The 15,600-nt window shown below is 42.3% G+C and carries 16 protein-coding genes; all 16 read left to right on the forward strand.

The genetic code is table 11. The features are described from left to right. Positions 1-280: 280 nt before the first annotated feature. Complete coding sequence (locus tag ACO4PX_RS03420) at positions 281-1,444, forward strand: iron-containing alcohol dehydrogenase (protein WP_485571440.1); 1,164 nt, start codon at positions 281-283, stop codon at positions 1,442-1,444. A 150-nt stretch (positions 1,445-1,594) separates the two neighbouring features. Beyond that, positions 1,595-2,212, forward strand: coding sequence for a flavodoxin family protein (locus ACO4PX_RS03425; protein ID WP_485571442.1), 618 nt, complete (start codon positions 1,595-1,597; stop codon positions 2,210-2,212). Between the two features lie 63 nt (positions 2,213-2,275). Continuing rightward, the gene (locus tag ACO4PX_RS03430; RefSeq protein ID WP_485571444.1) at positions 2,276-2,623 is read left to right on the forward strand and encodes a hypothetical protein; all 348 of its coding nucleotides are present in this window, start codon (positions 2,276-2,278) and stop codon (positions 2,621-2,623) included. Positions 2,624-2,645: 22 nt separating this feature from the next. Next, the gene (locus ACO4PX_RS03435) at positions 2,646-3,497 is read left to right on the forward strand and encodes a DUF2262 domain-containing protein (RefSeq protein WP_485571446.1); all 852 of its coding nucleotides are present in this window, start codon (positions 2,646-2,648) and stop codon (positions 3,495-3,497) included. 121 nt (positions 3,498-3,618) lie between these two features. Continuing rightward, positions 3,619-4,212 carry a type IV toxin-antitoxin system AbiEi family antitoxin domain-containing protein gene (locus tag ACO4PX_RS03440; RefSeq protein WP_485571448.1) on the forward strand — a complete coding sequence of 198 codons (594 nt, stop codon included), beginning with the start codon at positions 3,619-3,621 and terminating at the stop codon, positions 4,210-4,212. Beyond that, positions 4,209-5,048 carry a nucleotidyl transferase AbiEii/AbiGii toxin family protein gene (locus tag ACO4PX_RS03445; RefSeq protein ID WP_485571450.1) on the forward strand — a complete coding sequence of 280 codons (840 nt, stop codon included), beginning with the start codon at positions 4,209-4,211 and terminating at the stop codon, positions 5,046-5,048. Before ACO4PX_RS03440 ends, ACO4PX_RS03445 begins: the two co-directional genes overlap by 4 nt. Positions 5,049-5,200: 152 nt before the next feature. Next, positions 5,201-5,737 (forward strand): hypothetical protein, encoded by a 537-nt coding sequence (locus ACO4PX_RS03450; protein WP_485571452.1) that lies wholly within the window; start codon positions 5,201-5,203, stop codon positions 5,735-5,737. A 241-nt stretch (positions 5,738-5,978) separates the two neighbouring features. Next, positions 5,979-6,302 carry a hypothetical protein gene (locus ACO4PX_RS03455; RefSeq protein ID WP_485571454.1) on the forward strand — a complete coding sequence of 108 codons (324 nt, stop codon included), beginning with the start codon at positions 5,979-5,981 and terminating at the stop codon, positions 6,300-6,302. A 152-nt stretch (positions 6,303-6,454) separates the two neighbouring features. Continuing rightward, positions 6,455-7,549, forward strand: coding sequence for a redox-regulated ATPase YchF (gene ychF / locus ACO4PX_RS03460; protein WP_485571456.1), 1,095 nt, complete (start codon positions 6,455-6,457; stop codon positions 7,547-7,549). Between the two features lie 414 nt (positions 7,550-7,963). Continuing rightward, positions 7,964-8,389 (forward strand): division/cell wall cluster transcriptional repressor MraZ, encoded by a 426-nt coding sequence (gene mraZ, locus ACO4PX_RS03465; RefSeq protein ID WP_183683222.1) that lies wholly within the window; start codon positions 7,964-7,966, stop codon positions 8,387-8,389. Further along, on the forward strand, positions 8,389-9,324 hold the full coding sequence (rsmH, locus tag ACO4PX_RS03470; protein ID WP_485571458.1) for a 16S rRNA (cytosine(1402)-N(4))-methyltransferase RsmH: 936 nt from the start codon (positions 8,389-8,391) through the stop codon (positions 9,322-9,324). The genes mraZ and rsmH overlap by 1 nt, the downstream gene beginning before the upstream one ends. Before the next feature lie 88 nt (positions 9,325-9,412). Beyond that, positions 9,413-9,970 carry a septum formation initiator family protein gene (locus ACO4PX_RS03475; protein ID WP_315377059.1) on the forward strand — a complete coding sequence of 186 codons (558 nt, stop codon included), beginning with the start codon at positions 9,413-9,415 and terminating at the stop codon, positions 9,968-9,970. Next, on the forward strand, positions 9,948-12,242 hold the full coding sequence (locus ACO4PX_RS03480; RefSeq protein WP_485571460.1) for a peptidoglycan D,D-transpeptidase FtsI family protein: 2,295 nt from the start codon (positions 9,948-9,950) through the stop codon (positions 12,240-12,242). Before ACO4PX_RS03475 ends, ACO4PX_RS03480 begins: the two co-directional genes overlap by 23 nt. A gap of 20 nt (positions 12,243-12,262) precedes the next feature. After that, complete coding sequence (gene mraY, locus ACO4PX_RS03485; RefSeq protein ID WP_314328558.1) at positions 12,263-13,219, forward strand: phospho-N-acetylmuramoyl-pentapeptide-transferase; 957 nt, start codon at positions 12,263-12,265, stop codon at positions 13,217-13,219. A 173-nt stretch (positions 13,220-13,392) separates the two neighbouring features. After that, complete coding sequence (murD, locus tag ACO4PX_RS03490; protein ID WP_314328559.1) at positions 13,393-14,763, forward strand: UDP-N-acetylmuramoyl-L-alanine--D-glutamate ligase; 1,371 nt, start codon at positions 13,393-13,395, stop codon at positions 14,761-14,763. 57 nt (positions 14,764-14,820) lie between these two features. After that, on the forward strand, positions 14,821-15,600 hold a 780-nt coding region (locus ACO4PX_RS03495; protein WP_485571462.1), incomplete at its 3' end, for an FtsW/RodA/SpoVE family cell cycle protein.

A 15,600-nucleotide genomic window follows, 5' to 3' on the forward strand; every position in this document is an offset into this window, starting at 1 on the left:
TATTTTTTTATCTTGATTTAAACGCCTGTATAAATGAAAAATGGAAATATAACAGAACGAGCTGTAAGCGAAATAAAGCTTGAATTTGCAAATATGTGGGGGCTAAAATATAATCTATCTTGAGTTAAAGTAGAACAAAGGAAATCAGAGGAAAATGTGGAAAGCTTCTATCGGTTCAAGCTGACCCGATAAATGACCCAATAAATGACCCGATAAATGACCCAATAAATGACCCGATAAATGACACAATAAAATCGGAAGAGAATACAGGAGGTTAACCATGCAAAATTTTGATTATCAGACACCGACAAGACTCATCTTCGGAAAGGGCGTGATTGAAGAACTTCCGAAAGTGATGAAGCAGTTCGGAAAAAGGATTCTGCTTAGCTACGGAAGCGGAAGTATCAAAAAGATTGGACTTTATGACAAGGTAAAGGAGCTTTTAAAGGGCTATGAGATTTATGAGCTTCCCGATATTCAACCCAATCCCAAGTATGATCCCAGCGTATTGGATGGGGTGAAAATCTGTAAGGAAAAGCAGATTGATGTGATTCTTGCGGTGGGAGGGGGCAGTGTACTGGACTGCACTAAGGCCATTGCCGCAGGAGCAAAATATGAGGGAGACCCTTGGGACTTGATTACTTATAAGGTGAAAGCCAAGGCAGCGCTCCCGATTGTGGATATTATTACGCTTTCCGCAACAGGAAGTGAATATGATGCAGGAGGTGTGATTTCCAGAACGGAGACCAATGATAAGACGAGCTATAGTGATCCCCTTCTTTACCCTGCGGTTTCCTTTTTGGATCCGACTTATACCTTCTCAGTATCTAAAAAACAAACCGCAGCAGGCTGTGCGGATGCCATGAATCATATTATGGAGCAGTATTTCTGTGAGGACTCTACCCTCTTAAATGACGGTTTTATGGAAGCGGCCTTAAAGAGCCTGATGATTAATACAAGGAAATGTTTGGAGAATCCGGAAGACTATACGGCAAGGGCAGAGATGATGCTTTGCTGTACCTATGGTTGTAACGGCATTTACTCCCTTGGAAACAGTGAATCCGGCTGGCCTTGCCATGGCATGGAGCATGCGCTTTCCGCCTACTATGATATTACCCATGGAGAGGGCTTGGCCATTATCACTCCGAGATGGATGAAGCATATCTTAAATGAAAAGACGGTGGAGCGTTTTGTAAAATATGGCGTAAATGTATTCGGAATCGATGAGAAGCAAGATAAGTTTGCGATTGCGGAGCAGGCAATTGATGCAACCTACAAGTTCTTCGAATCCATTAACATTCCTATGCATCTTAAAGATGTGGGAATTGATGAGAAGAGAATCGATGAAATGGCAAAGCATGTTGCTGAAAATGAAGGCCTGGAAGAGGCCTGGGCGCCCCTTTTAGAGAAGGATATTGCAGAGATTTTCAGGGAATCACTGTAAGGGCGTAATAGAAATATATAACAGGTAGTACATAACAGGAAATGTATAACAGAAATGCATAGCAGGAAGTGCATAACAGGAAAAGCATAACAGGAAGTGCATAACAGAAATGCCTATACAGGAGATACAAAAAAATCAGGAGAAGATTTTATGAAAGTATTGATGATTAACGGAAGTCCTCGCATCGGGGGCAATACAAGCATTGCCCTCGCGGAGATGGTAAAGATATTTGAGCAGGAAGGTATAGAAGTAGATGTGGTACAAATTGGAAATAAAGATATACGAGGCTGTATTTCCTGTGGATATTGTTATAAAAATGGAAAATGTGTCTTCAATGACCCTGTAAATGAGCTGGCAGAGAAGTTTGAAGCGGCAGATGCTTTGGTGCTGGCATCTCCGGTTTATTACGCTTCCGCAAATGCTACCCTGATTGCCTGTCTGGACAGACTGTTCTACAGTACACATTTTGATAAGACCATGAAGGTGGGCGCCAGTGTGGTTGTGGCAAGACGAGGCGGTTTATCTGCCACCTTTGATGAATTAAATAAGTATTTCACAATCGCGGGAATGCCGGTAGCCTCCAGTCAATACTGGAACAGCGTGCACGGATGCGAAAAAGGAGAGGCGAAGGAAGATTTGGAAGGCTTGCAAACCATGAGAACCCTGGCAAGAAATATGGCTTTTTTAATGAAGAGCATTGCCCTTGGAAAAGAAAAATACGGTTTACCGGAGCAAGAAGAGGGGATAGCTACAAATTTTGTCCGATAAGAGGAAGGTTCATCCGAAAGGTATCGATGCTTTGAAATCATTTGGAATTGCATGGAGGAAAGCATGGAATTTGATGAAAGCTTGCGGCAGTACGTTTATCAGTATGAAGACTTGATTTTTTCTTGGGATGAAGAGCCTAAAGAGCAATATATAAATAAGGTGAAAGCATTAGCAAAGAATTATAAAGATAATTTGGATCGAATAATTGACTTTATGTTGCCTGACCTTAGGATAATGTACGGAGATATAAGCAAAGAAGATGTTAAAAAAAATCTTGGGAAACCTATCATTGACTATAATCAGGAAACAGTGACTTACTGCGACCAGAGCTTTGATGATTGCCATATCTTTGAGTTTGAATTTTCAAATGATACATTTGAGAAGCCGGAACATTTTTCCGTTGACGGATAAATAGCTTTATCGGAGGAAAAGTATGAACCTACTGGAGTACATGAGGCGTAGAAATAAATTGACGCTTTCAGAATGGGAAGATTCTTTTGAGAAAAAGGAAAGAGAAATCATTGTCCTAAGGCATGAAGGAGGCGGAGGAAGTCTCCGAAATGGGTTTTGGGAATGGGATGAGTATTTCTTAGCCTATGTGGACTGTGAAACAGGAGAGCTTCACAAAGAAGAAGGGCGGCTCGAATTTCCGGTTATGGACAAGGAGGAGCCTCCATTTCAGTTTGAAGAGGAAACCATTTACAAACTAAGGGTGCGTGAAAAGCTGCCTGAGGAAGTTCCTGAGGGAGCTTTGCCTGCAAAGAACTATTTTTTAGTGGTAAAAGTTCTTGAGAAAAATGCAGTTTGTCCGGAGCTTGAAAAAATACTTATAGAATATAGAAAACCCGTGGTTTTGCAGGATGATGTATTGGGTGAGCTAACTTATGATAAGCTGCTTAAAAGCTTTGAGGGAAACATAGCCTGGCTTCGTGGCAAGATTCATATTTCCTTATATGTAGACAAGGATAATAAGAGCGGTATAACAAAGGCGAAAAATCTTCTGAAAACAATGGTTTTGGAACAGGAAAAATGGGATGCGGACCTGCGTAGTTTTGCTGCCAAAGAGCTTACGAAACTTGCCTGTGAATGGGCAGAATCTGAAGAAGAGGCTGCTTTAATTACAGAAGAAAGCTTTGCAAAAAGAATCAGTCTAAGTTTGCTTTGGGTGACAGCAGGAGGTTCCTTTAACGCTTATCTTGATGATGATGCGCTTTTCTTAGGACACAGCATCGCAGTTAGCGGCAGTCTTAAGAAAGGAATGATCTCGGCAAAAATTGAAGGATAAGAGAATATAGATGGTCTGAATAGATACATACTTTCTCGCTACACAAAGATATTATCGTAGCGAGAAAGTATTGACCTTTTCGCTACTAAATTTTAAAATTATAGCGAATGGGGGTGCTCATATGAACGAAGTAAATATCTTTGATCAATTACTTGAAGAACAGAATGGATATATTCGATTAATTGATGCTCAAAATGAAGGAGTATCAAAATCTGCAGTTCTGGATTATGTCCGTAAGAGGGAAATGGAAAAGGTGGCTCCCGGCATATATATCTCGCCTGATGCATGGGAAGATAGACTATATTTGATTCAGCTTAGAAATAGAAAAATTATTTTTTCTCATGAGACAGCTTTGTATATTCATAATCTTTCCGATAGAGAACCTTTTGCACCGGTGGTTACTGTTGGACGAGGGTATAATGCGAAACATCTAAAAGATAAAGGTATTATAGTTCATACTGTAAGACCGGAATGGATAGAGCTTGGCTTGACAGAGGAGAAGACCTTTATCGGTAATACAGTACGAATCTATGATAGAGAGCGCTGTATTTGTGATATTATCAAGAATAAAAATAGAATGGATATTCAAGTATTCCAGATGGCTTTGAGAACTTATTTTTCGGGTAGTGACAAAAATATCCATAAGCTCATGGAATATGCTCGCATCATGGGAATTTCGGATAAGGTGAGACAATATACAGAGGTATTACTATGATGAAAAGCGCTACAGCTGTAAAGGCAAAGATAAAAAACAAAGCAGGTGGAAACAGTGACAAATTCCAGATAATGCTAAGAATATATCTGATGGAAAGACTTCTGGAGAGAGTTTCTTTATCAAAGTATAGAGATAACTTTGTACTAAAGGGAGGACTTCTGGTGTCTTCTTTGGTGGGCGTTGATATGCGTTCAACTATGGATGTAGATACTACCGTAAAATCACTTCCACTAAATAAAAGCTCAGCACAAAAAATTTTGGAAGAAATAATGGCAATTGGCTTAGAGGATGGAGTTTTATTTCATATAACTAAGGTGCAGGATATTATGGAAGGCCACGAGTATGAAGGTCTTCGTTTTATGATAGACTGCACTATGGATAAGCTAAAGCAGACCATTAAGATGGATATTTCAACCGGTGATGAGATTACACCGGGAGCGATTGAATATAAGTTACCACTTATCATTGAGGACAGATCAATTGATCTTTGGGCTTACAATTTGGAAACGCTTCTTGCGGAAAAGCTGGAAACTATCATGATAAGGGCAGAAGCGAATACCAGAATGAGAGATTTTTATGATATACGTGTATTACTTGAGCAAGATGCAGAAACTATTGACAGAGATACAATGAAAGCTGCATTTTATGCTACTTGCAAGAAAAGGGGGTCCATTGAGCTGATTAGGACAATAGATGATGTTATCAATAAAATTGCTGATGATGAAACAATGAAGCAGCTATGGAATAACTACCGTAAAACGAACTATTACGTAGGTGCATTAGAATGGGAAGATGTGATAGGGAGTGCAAGAAAATTAAGAATAATGATTGAGTAATATAATGTATGCATACCTTAATCCGGTAGCACATTTGTAGGAGTCAAGAAGTTCGACCTCTAATGGTAATTTTAGTTGCCGAGCAATACCCTATAGAGAGTATGAAAATACAAATTTTCAAAAAGGAAAGGATACGAAAGACAGGGGAAAATATGAAATTAGATATTTTGCAAGAGGAACCAAAACTTGTCTTGACCTATCCTCACAAGTCTAACTTTAATAGGATAGGCTGCTTATCCATGGTAGTATTTTCTTTTATTGTTATCTGGGTACTGAAGTATCTTATGCGTTATCATACTGACTTTTCAGATAAACTGATTATAGCCATTGTGCTGATTATCGCTCCGCTCCTTGTATGGTTTATGGGATATTATCTCTTCATAAATGGAGTGAAATTAGAAATTTATGAAAACGAAGTTGTTCAATACTATACTTATGGAAGTAGAGGACGGAGTGTATTACATTTTAAATTTAAACTTGAAGATATAGAACAAATAAAAACGAAGAATCGTCCGTTTCATTGTCTGAAGATGACCATAAAAATTAGGAATCCCGTTCTTTATGGTTTGCATGAGAAGAAACTAAATAAGCTGAAAAATGTAAGTATCATCCTAGATAGAAAAAAATCGGATTGTTTTATACAACAGATAGAACAATTTCACAGAAAGCAAATCAATGAGCCGATTTAGCAAATACAATTAACGAATATGAGGAAAATGGCTAAATATAAATTGACGATTTTGCGGTATTGAAATATAAGATTATGAAGAATTTCGCGGGGCTCTGGAGGATGATTTTCGTAAGATTGATCCAAGCGGAAAGATATCGGCACTTTTTGATGCAATTCCTGCTCAGCTCATGGGAAATGCATCCAGGTATCAGGTATCAAGTGTTTTGAGAGGGAGCAGAGCTGGAGATATATTAGGGCAGATGTATGAACTGAGAGATTCAGGGACAGTATTGGTAGCATATTATGCCAATGATCCGAGACAGGGCATGGTACAAAATAAGGATTTAACAATGTTTAAATTGCTTACTGCTGATATTGGTCTGTTTGTTACTCTTGCCTTTAAAGATAAGGATTTTACAGAAAATGATATATATTCCAAGCTTTTAAATGGTAAGTTACAGGCTAATTTGGGCTATATTTATGAGAATGCAAGAATAATGCGTGAAATATTGCTATACACAAAGGATTATCAAAAGGATGGATCTCTAGAATGTGTACCGATTATGTGGGCACAGTTTATATAAAACCTGGATCGACAAAGTTGTATAAAACCTGGATCGACAAAGTCCTATTGAGTGAACTCCATGGGGATGGTATAATACCTCAGGTTTATTATTTCCCATTACATATGAAAAGTTCGTCATAAATTGTCGATTTAGAAGATAGGAGTGAAAATATGAAATTAGGAATTGTCGGTTTGCCAAATGTGGGAAAGTCCACCCTCTTTAATGCCATTACCAAGGCGGGAGCGGAGTCTGCCAACTACCCTTTCTGTACCATTGACCCCAATGTGGGCGTGGTGGCTGTGCCGGACGAGCGTTTGAAGCTTTTGTCTGACCTGTATCATTCTGAAAAAATCACTCCGGCGGTTATCGAGTTTGTGGATATTGCGGGTCTGGTTCGGGGCGCTTCCAAGGGAGAAGGTTTGGGAAACCAGTTTTTGGGAAATATCCGGGAAACGGATGCCATTGTGCATGTGGTGCGTTGCTTCGAAGATGACAATGTGATTCATGTAGACGGCTCCGTAGACCCCATCAGAGATATTGAGACCATTGAGTTGGAGCTGATTTTCTCTGATCTGGAGCTTTTGGACAGAAGAATGCAAAAGACCAAGAAGCTTGCCAATAATGATAAGGATGCTAAGAAGGAATATGCTCTTTTGGAAAAGTTACATGCTCATCTGGAAGAGGGAAAGCTTGCCATCAACTTTGAAACAGACGAGGAAGAAGGAGCTTTACTGGACAGCATCGGGCTTCTTACCAGAAAGCCTGTGATTTATGCCTGCAATGTGGCGGAGGAAAGTCTTGCGGATGATGGGGGAAGTAATCCCCATGTGGCAAAGGTTCGGGAGTATGCGAAGAAGAACCATTCTGAAAGCTTCGTGATTTCCGCCCAGATTGAGCAGGAAATTTCCGAGCTTTCCGAGGAGGAAAAGGGAGAGTATCTGGAGTCCATTGGTTTAAGCGAGTCCGGTTTGGATAAGATTGTTCGTGCGTCCTATTCTCTGCTTGGGTTGATGTCTTATCTTACAGCAGGAGAGAAGGAAACCAGAGCCTGGACTATTAAGAAGGGGACTAAGGCACCTCAGGCGGCAGGAAAGATTCACACCGACTTTGAAAGAGGTTTTATTAAGGCGGAAGTGGTAAATTACAAGGATTTGCTGGATAACGGATCTCTTTCTGCGGCGAGAGAAAAGGGGCTTGTTCGGATGGAAGGTAAGGAATATGTGATGCAGGATGGCGATGTGGTGCTGTTCCGTTTCAATGTTTAAGTAAATATTCGCAAAATATCGAAATGGATATAGAAATGAATATTGAAATGAATATCGAAATGACTACCGAAATGAATATCGAAATGAATATCCTTGCAAATGTCTAAATGGATATCTATAGAAAACATAAATTTTAAGAAGATGACTTTTTGCTCATCTTCTTTTTTTATGCTTTTTTGACATGGTTGCTTCTTTCCGTATTGACTTTTTCGAGAGCATAGAGTGGAGAAAGCTTTGAATTTACGGCTTTTCTTCACGATTTTCTGCATTTTACTATTTAGAGATTTTCCTTCTTTGTTCTTTCGAAAAAACAGGGGAAGGAAGTGGGAAAATTCTAGTATCTTGTCTTGCCATTTCCCTGAAAACTCGGTATTATAATGGAGAAGTGGGAAAAAGTGGGAGAAAGTGGTAAGTATGTTTACGGGAGAGTATCATTTAAATTTAGATACTAAGGGCAGGATGATGATTCCTGCCAAGTTCCGTGAGGATGGTTATAGCGAATTTTTCCTAACCCGTTCATTAGATGGCTGTCTTTCCCTCTACGCAATTCCGGAATGGAAGAAGTTGGAGGAAAAGTTACAGGCTTTGCCCATGACCAGTGAAAAGGCAAGAAAGTTAAAGCGTTATATTCTGGGTAGTGCAGTGTCGGTGGAGTGTGATAAACAGGGACGTATCCTCATTCCACAGGTCTTACGGGACAAGGCGGAATTGGAAAAAGATGTGATGCTTCTGGGTGTGGGAGACTATGCGGAAATCTGGTCTGCCGAGAGCTATGAAGAGAAGAATGATTTTTCCGATACGGAAGAGTTGGCTAAAGACATGGAAGGCATGGGCATATAATGGAATTTTCTCATAAAAGTATCATGGTTGAAGAATGTATGGAGGGTCTGAACATCAAGAAGGATGGCATCTATGTGGATGGCACTCTGGGCGGTGGAGGACATTCCTTCCATATTTTGGAAAGACTTGGGGAAAAGGGACAGCTGATCGGTATTGACCAGGATGAGGATGCGATACTGGCGGCAACAGAAAGATTAAAGCCCTTTGCCAGGCAGCTTCACATCATTAGGGACAATTATGAGCATTTTCCGGAAATCCTATCTTCCCTTTCTATAGAAAAGGTGGACGGGATTCTTTTAGACTTAGGCGTTTCCAGCCATCAGTTTGATGAAGAAGAAAGAGGCTTTTCCTATCGATTTGATGCACCCTTGGATATGCGGATGGATCAAAGACAGGACTTTAGTGCAAAGGATTTGGTGAACAGCTACAGCGAATCCTCCTTGTTTCACATCATAAGGGACTATGGGGAAGACAAGTTTGCAAAAAATATTGCAAAGCACATTGTTTTGGCAAGACAGGAAAAACCCATTGAAACAACCAAGGAATTGGCAGAAATCATTTCCCATGCCATTCCCATGAAGTTTCGTCTGCAGGGTGGTCACCCTGCAAAAAGAACGTTCCAGGCCATCCGGATTGCCTTAAATCGGGAGCTGGAGGTTTTGGAGAATTCCTTGAAGAGCATGATTGAAGCCTTGAATCCGGGAGGAAGAATCTGTATTATCAGCTTCCATTCTCTGGAGGACAGGATTGTAAAGCGAAGCTTCAAGGAGGTGGAGAATCCTTGCATTTGCCCGCCGGACTTTCCGGTGTGTACCTGCGGGAGAAAAAGTTTGGGCAAGGTCATCAGCAGAAAAGCCATTTGTCCAAGTGAAGAGGAAATGGAAGAAAATCCCAGAGCAAAAAGTGCGAAGCTTAGGATTTTTGAAAGAACATAAAGGAGTCAGAAATTGTCCGGCTGTTCATGACATTGGAAAAGCTGAGCAGAGGGCATGAAGATATTTTCGGGGGAATAAAGGGGAGTATATGAAGAAAAGGGGAGAGAGGAGACAGCTGCAATATGTGCAAGGAAGCTTGGCCGTGAAAGAGCAGTATCTCCCAAAAAAGCGAGTAGAAAAGAAAAAAATAGAGAAAAAGCAGGAACAGAGAAAGAAAAGAGCTGCTTCCGGCATGGAAAGACGGGTCATGCAGGAAAGAGCCAAGATTCTTCGGGAAAGAGAGAAGAATCACATTTTGCAGCAGGAGAGACTGAAGGAAAAAACTTCTGCCAATCTGTTCTTGGTATTTTGCGTTACAGCGATGATGTTTGTGATGGGCGGTTTATGCTTTCATTACATTCAGTTGCAGACGGAGGTAAATACCAGAATTCGAAAAATTGAGGTAGAGAAAACCCGCTTGGATAAGCTGCGGCAGAAAAATGACGCTTTGCAGAATGCTATCAATACCAGCGTGAATCCGGAAGAGGTCTATGAAATTGCCACCAAGGAACTGGGGATGGTATATCCGGGGGAAAATCAGGTAATAGAGTATAAAAAGTCGGAAAGTGAGTACGTAAGGCAGTATGAAAACATCCCCAAATCCTGAAGCTGAACAGAGAAGAAGACGGCAGACGAAAATTCTGCCGTTTTATATGCAAGAAAAACTGATTATCGGTTTTTGCTTTTTTCTGATTCTCTTTCTCTTATTGACCTTTGCCCTGTTTCAGATTGTACGAAACAACAACGAGGCTTTTAACAGAAAGGTATTAAGACAAAGGCAAACCCAATATGGTTCCAAGGTGCTTCCTGCCAAAAGAGGAGACATCATGGATAGAAACGGAACCATTTTGGCCACCAGCCAGAAGGTTTATAATCTGATTGTGGACGCCAGAACCATGACTTCTTATCAGGACAAGCGTTATGAGGAAGCCAGCTTAAAGGCGGTGGAAGAGTTTTTCAAAGAGGATGCGGGAGAGCTTAGGGCTTATATTGCCAAGCAGGATGCTTTGCCGGACGGGAAAAAGAGTGCTTACTATAAGTATAAAAAAAGGCTGTCCTATGAAAAGCGGACGGCATTTTTGGACTATATAGACGAACAAAATAAGCAGTATAAAAAAGACGGAAAGAAAGACCGGATTAAGGGGCTGGATTTTGAAGAAGAGTACAGAAGATATTATCCTTATAAAAATTTAGCTTGTAATATCATCGGCTTTACTACGGATGACGGGGAAAGCGGACAGGCAGGGGTAGAGCAGTTTTATAACAAAAGCCTGATCGGTACCAACGGAAGAACCTATGGATATCTGGATTCCGATACGAAGCTCCAATCCGTGATTCGGGAAGCCACCGACGGAAACAGTTTGGTCACCACCATCAACTACAACATTCAGAGGACGGTGGAAAAATATTTGCAGGAATGGCAAACCCAGGATGTGGGCTCCAAGGTGGCTTCCGCCATTGTTATGGATCCGAAAACCGGAGAAATCCTGGCTATGGCCAGCACTAAACAGTACGACTTAAATGAGCCGAGAAAGCTGAATGATGCGGAATATCCGGAGAGTCTTCTTTTGGAGCTTGGAAAAAAAGAAGTCCAAATCGTATATAAAAGAGAGCATGAAAACAAAAGTATATCTACAGATGAGGTGGGGCAGTACTTTACCCAGGAGGAGCTTCTTTCCTATGGAAGGCAGGCGGCCTGGAATGAAGTCTGGCGAAACCCCGTAATTTCCGACACCTATGAGCCCGGTTCTACGGTGAAGCCCTTCACCATAGCGGGAGCTTTGGAGGAATCCGTTATTAAGCCGAAAACCACCTTTACCTGTGACGGAAAGGTGACCTTAAGTGACGGTGTCCACACCTGGAACATCCGTTGTCATAAGAGAGACGGTCATGGAACTCTGGATGCGGAGCAGGCTTTGATGCAATCCTGTAACGTTTATATGATGAATACTGCCTTTGCAGAGGGGGCGGAAACTTTTGTAAAGTACCAGCATGTATTCGGCTTTGGAGATAAAACCACCGTGGACCTTCCGGGAGAGGCGGATACCTCCTCTTTGGTTTATGCGGCGGATACCTTGGGAAAGACCACTCTGGCTACCAATTCCTTCGGACAAAACTTTAACGTTACCATGATCCAGATGGCCTCCGCCTTTTGCAGTGTCATCAATGGGGGTTCCTATTACAGGCCTCATGTGGTAAAGCAGATTTTAAATGCTAACGGTACGGTGATTAAGGATGTGCAACCGGAGTTGATGCGGGTTACCGTTTCCGAAGATACCAGTGCTTTTTTGCGAGAGGCTTTGTTCCAGACCGTAGAGGGAGGAACAGGAAAGCCCGCACAGATTCAAGGCTATCATGTGGGAGGAAAGACCGGAACAGCCCAGAAGTTGCCAAGATCTGCGAAAAACTATCTGGTTTCCTTCTGCGGCTTTGCTCCTGTGGAGGATCCGCAACTTTTGGTCTATGTAGTGGTGGATACACCTAATTTGGAAGGAGAGGCTCAGTCCAGCGCTTCCTTTGCCACCAAGATTGAACAAAAGATTATGAATGATGCTTTACAGTTCTTAAATATTCAGCCTCAGGGAGAAACGGACCCCAATGCCTCTTTGAACAAGGACTTGCAGTCGGAAGAAGGTATTCTGGGAGAAAGTCAGAGCAAGGAAGAAGAGGAAGCCGGACAGAGCGGCAAAAAAGAAGGCGCTTCCGAAAAGACGGAAAACAATTCTTCTGCTAAGAAAGACAGCAGCGCTTCCGATGCACAAGAGGGTAAAGTAGTCAAGCGAAGTGTAGATACAGACGAGAAGGCGGAAGACGAGGGGGAGGTTCCGGACGAGCTGCCAAGTACATCGGAAAGTACGGAAAGTACATCTGTAAGATAAAGAAATGAGGGGGAAGGAAAATGTTTATGGAGGGAATAAGCTTAGGGATTTCCTTTTTGGTGATGCTTTTGATTTCGCCAAAGGGAATCAAGCTTCTGCACCAATTGAAGTTTGGACAGGAGGTTCGAGAGGACGGCCCCAATAGCCATTTGAAAAAGCAGGGAACGCCTACCATGGGAGGCATCTTGTTTCTGATTGCTATCAGCGTAGCCTGTCTTCCCTTTGCGGGAACCTACCCCCATATTTTACCGGCCTACCTTTTGGGTATGGGCTTTGGTGTAGTAGGCTTTATTGATGACTACCTGAAGGTGGTAAAGCATCAGTCCGAGGGCTTTAATCCAAAGCAGAAGATGCTATGTCAGACGATTATTTCCATCCTGTATATCTCCTATATTTTCTATTCCAAGGAATATAGCGGAGCCTTTCGCATTCCTTTCTTTGGTAAGGAAGCTTACAGTGTGGGACTGGTCCTGTTCTTCCCGATATCCCTCTTTATTATTACCGCTACCGATACGGGGGCGAATTTTACGGACGGTATTGACGGACTTTGCTCCTCTGTAACTGCGGTGATTGTATTTTTCTTACTCTTGAAAAATCATCTGGGAACGGGAGATATGGCTCCTCTTATGGGAGCGGTTTTGGGCGGACTTCTGGGATTTTTATGCTTCAATGCCTATCCTGCCAAGGTATTTATGGGAGATACCGGCTCCTTGGCTTTGGGAGGCTTTGTGGTGGCTATGGCCATTCAGCAGGAAATCGCCTTATTTATTCCGATATTTGCCTTCATTTATTTCGTGGAAGTGCTTTCCGTGATTATCCAGGTAAGCTACTTCAAATGGAGCCATGGAAAGAGAATTTTCAAAATGGCGCCCATACATCATCATTTTGAGCTCTTGGGCTGGTCCGAGACCAAGGTGGTGACAATTTTTACCATTGTTACGATTTTGCTATGTTTTTTCTGCTTTATGATTTTATAAAAAAATGAAAGAGTAAAAAAGAAAAAGCAAAAAGAAAAAGCAAAAAGAAAAAGCTAAAAAAGAGCAAGAAAAATTTAGGGAAATACATTTGCAGGCCTAAAGGGGAGAAGATTGGGCTTTGCAGAAATTACAAGCACAGGGAAAGGGATTTCAAAGAGGTTAAAGGGACGAAGATGGACAAGCAAAAAATTTTGGTTTTGGGAACAGGACGGAGCGGTGTTGCGGCGGCAAAGCAGATTCTTGCCATGGGAGGCGAAGTGATTTTCTTCGATAAGAACCCCAAGGTAGAGGATAGAGCCTTGCTGAGCCAATTTAAAAAGAAGGACAAGGTAAGCCTGATTAAGGGTAAGCTCTTGGCCTCTGATTTGTTGCATATTAACGCCTCTGTCATCAGTCCCGGAATCCCCTTAGATGAGCCTTATGTGAAAATGCTTTCCACCGCCCAAATCCCTATTATCGGAGAAATCGAACTGGCCTACCAATCCAGCAAGGGAAAGCTTTGTGCAGTAACGGGAACCAATGGAAAGACCACTACGGTAAGTCTTATCGGGGAGATTTTGAAAAGCGAATACAGTGATACCCATGTGGTGGGAAACATCGGAAATCCCTTCACGGCAGAGGCTTTAGAAACAGAAGAGCAGTCTGCCACCGTGTGTGAGGTCAGCTCCTTTCAGCTGGAAACCATCGTGGATTTTCGGCCGAATGTTTCCGCCATCACCAACATTACCCCGGATCACCTGGATCGACACAAGACCATGAAAAACTATATTGCGGTGAAGGAATCCATTGCGGAGAATCAGGAAGAGGAAGACAGTATCGTTTTAAACTATATGGATCCGGAGCTTCGAAAGTTCGGAAAGAAAAGAAGTCTAAAGCCGAAGGTACTGTGGTTTTCTTCCGAGGAAGAGCCGAAGGATACCAAGGAAAAGGAGTCTCTTTTCCTGAGAGGAGATACCTTCTATTATAAGAAGGCGGATAAGGAGGAGAAGCTTTTCACCACCAAGGATGTGCATTTGCTGGGAAAGCATAATTATGAAAATATCCTCTGCGCCGTAGGAGTCGGTCTGAAAATGGGCGTACCCATGGACAAGATTATCAAGGTTTGCAAGAAGTTCAAACCTGTGGAGCATAGAATTGAATTTGTTCGGGAGCGTTCCGGTGTAAAATATTACAACGATTCCAAGGGTACCAATGTGGATGCGGCAATCCAAGCCCTTAGAGCAATGCCGGGCCCGGTGGTTTTAATCGGGGGCGGATATGATAAGCATGTGGATTTTGACCCCTGGGTTAAGGAGTTTAAAGGAAGAGTAAAGTACCTGGTTTTGATTGGAGAAACCAGAAATCAGATTGCGGAAACCGCTAAGAAAAACGGCTTCCAGAATGTGATGTTTGCCGAGGATATGGATGAGGCGGTGAAGGATTGCGCGGCCTATGCAGATCCCGGAGATTACGTGCTTTTGAGTCCGGCCTGTGCCTCCTGGGGCATGTTTAAGGACTATGAGGAAAGAGGCAGAATCTTTAAGGACTGCGTGAAGAACCTGTAAAGACCGGATGAAGAAGCTGTAAGGACTGCGTGAAGAATCTGTAAGAGGAGGAAATCAGTGGCTGGAAAAAGAAGGCTAAAACGATTTTATGATATTTCCCTGGTGGTAATGGTCTTTTCCATTACCCTTTTTGGGCTGCTGATGCTGTATTCCGCCTCTTCCTATACCGCGGAAAGAGATAATTTGGGAGAGATGTTTTACCTGAAACGACAGGCTTTCTTTGCCGGATTTGGATTTCTTATCATGCTTTTTACCTCCCGATTTATTGACTACCATATCTTTGCCAAATTAAATCTGGTGATTTATGCCATTGCCGCTGTGGCAGTGATTGTCACCAGCCTGATCGGTGTGGCTTCCCACGGTTCCAAGCGTTGTATTATTATCTTCGGTGTGCGTTTCCAGCCCTCGGAGCTGATGAAACCGGCGATTATTATTCTTTTTGCCACGCTTTTAACCCATAAGGGACGGAAGCTGGACGGTTTCGTTCCCATGTTAAAAGCGGCGGCCTGGGCGCTGGTTCCGGCAGCAATCATTGCTTATACCAACCTTTCCACCGCTATGATTGTAGCGGGAATTGCGGCGTTTATGCTCTTTGTTGCGGTAAAAAGCTATAAATATCATTTGATGCTCTTGGGAGGAGGGATTGCGGCGTATCTTGGCGCTTATCCCCTATCTTTGTTGTTGCAAAAAATGAAGGTGCTCCATGGCTATCAGATTACCAGAATTTTAGCCTGGAAGGATCCTTCTTCCTATGAAGATGAAACCTTTCAAACATTGCAGGGACTTTATGCCATCGGTTCCGGAGGCATTTTCGGAAGAGGACTGGGAGAGAGTATT

It is taken from the genome of Oribacterium sp. (assembly GCF_057249185.1).

Bases quoted from the DNA above. Each gene is read 5' to 3' on its own strand.
- ACO4PX_RS03480 (WP_485571460.1), top strand. From the start codon at position 9,948: ATGAAAACATCCCCAAATCCTGAAGCTGAACAGAGAAGAAGACGGCAG.
- ACO4PX_RS03420 (WP_485571440.1), top strand. From the start codon at position 281: ATGCAAAATTTTGATTATCAGACACCGACAAGACTCATCTTCGGAAAG.
- ACO4PX_RS03440 (WP_485571448.1), top strand. From the start codon at position 3,619: ATGAACGAAGTAAATATCTTTGATCAATTACTTGAAGAACAGAATGGA.
- murD (WP_314328559.1), top strand. From the start codon at position 13,393: ATGGACAAGCAAAAAATTTTGGTTTTGGGAACAGGACGGAGCGGTGTT.
- ACO4PX_RS03475 (WP_315377059.1), top strand. From the start codon at position 9,413: ATGAAGAAAAGGGGAGAGAGGAGACAGCTGCAATATGTGCAAGGAAGC.
- ychF (WP_485571456.1), top strand. From the start codon at position 6,455: ATGAAATTAGGAATTGTCGGTTTGCCAAATGTGGGAAAGTCCACCCTC.
- ACO4PX_RS03455 (WP_485571454.1), top strand. From the start codon at position 5,979: ATGTATGAACTGAGAGATTCAGGGACAGTATTGGTAGCATATTATGCC.
- ACO4PX_RS03425 (WP_485571442.1), top strand. From the start codon at position 1,595: ATGAAAGTATTGATGATTAACGGAAGTCCTCGCATCGGGGGCAATACA.
- mraY (WP_314328558.1), top strand. From the start codon at position 12,263: ATGTTTATGGAGGGAATAAGCTTAGGGATTTCCTTTTTGGTGATGCTT.
- ACO4PX_RS03430 (WP_485571444.1), top strand. From the start codon at position 2,276: ATGGAATTTGATGAAAGCTTGCGGCAGTACGTTTATCAGTATGAAGAC.
- ACO4PX_RS03435 (WP_485571446.1), top strand. From the start codon at position 2,646: ATGAACCTACTGGAGTACATGAGGCGTAGAAATAAATTGACGCTTTCA.
- mraZ (WP_183683222.1), top strand. From the start codon at position 7,964: ATGTTTACGGGAGAGTATCATTTAAATTTAGATACTAAGGGCAGGATG.
- ACO4PX_RS03450 (WP_485571452.1), top strand. From the start codon at position 5,201: ATGAAATTAGATATTTTGCAAGAGGAACCAAAACTTGTCTTGACCTAT.
- rsmH (WP_485571458.1), top strand. From the start codon at position 8,389: ATGGAATTTTCTCATAAAAGTATCATGGTTGAAGAATGTATGGAGGGT.
- ACO4PX_RS03445 (WP_485571450.1), top strand. From the start codon at position 4,209: ATGATGAAAAGCGCTACAGCTGTAAAGGCAAAGATAAAAAACAAAGCA.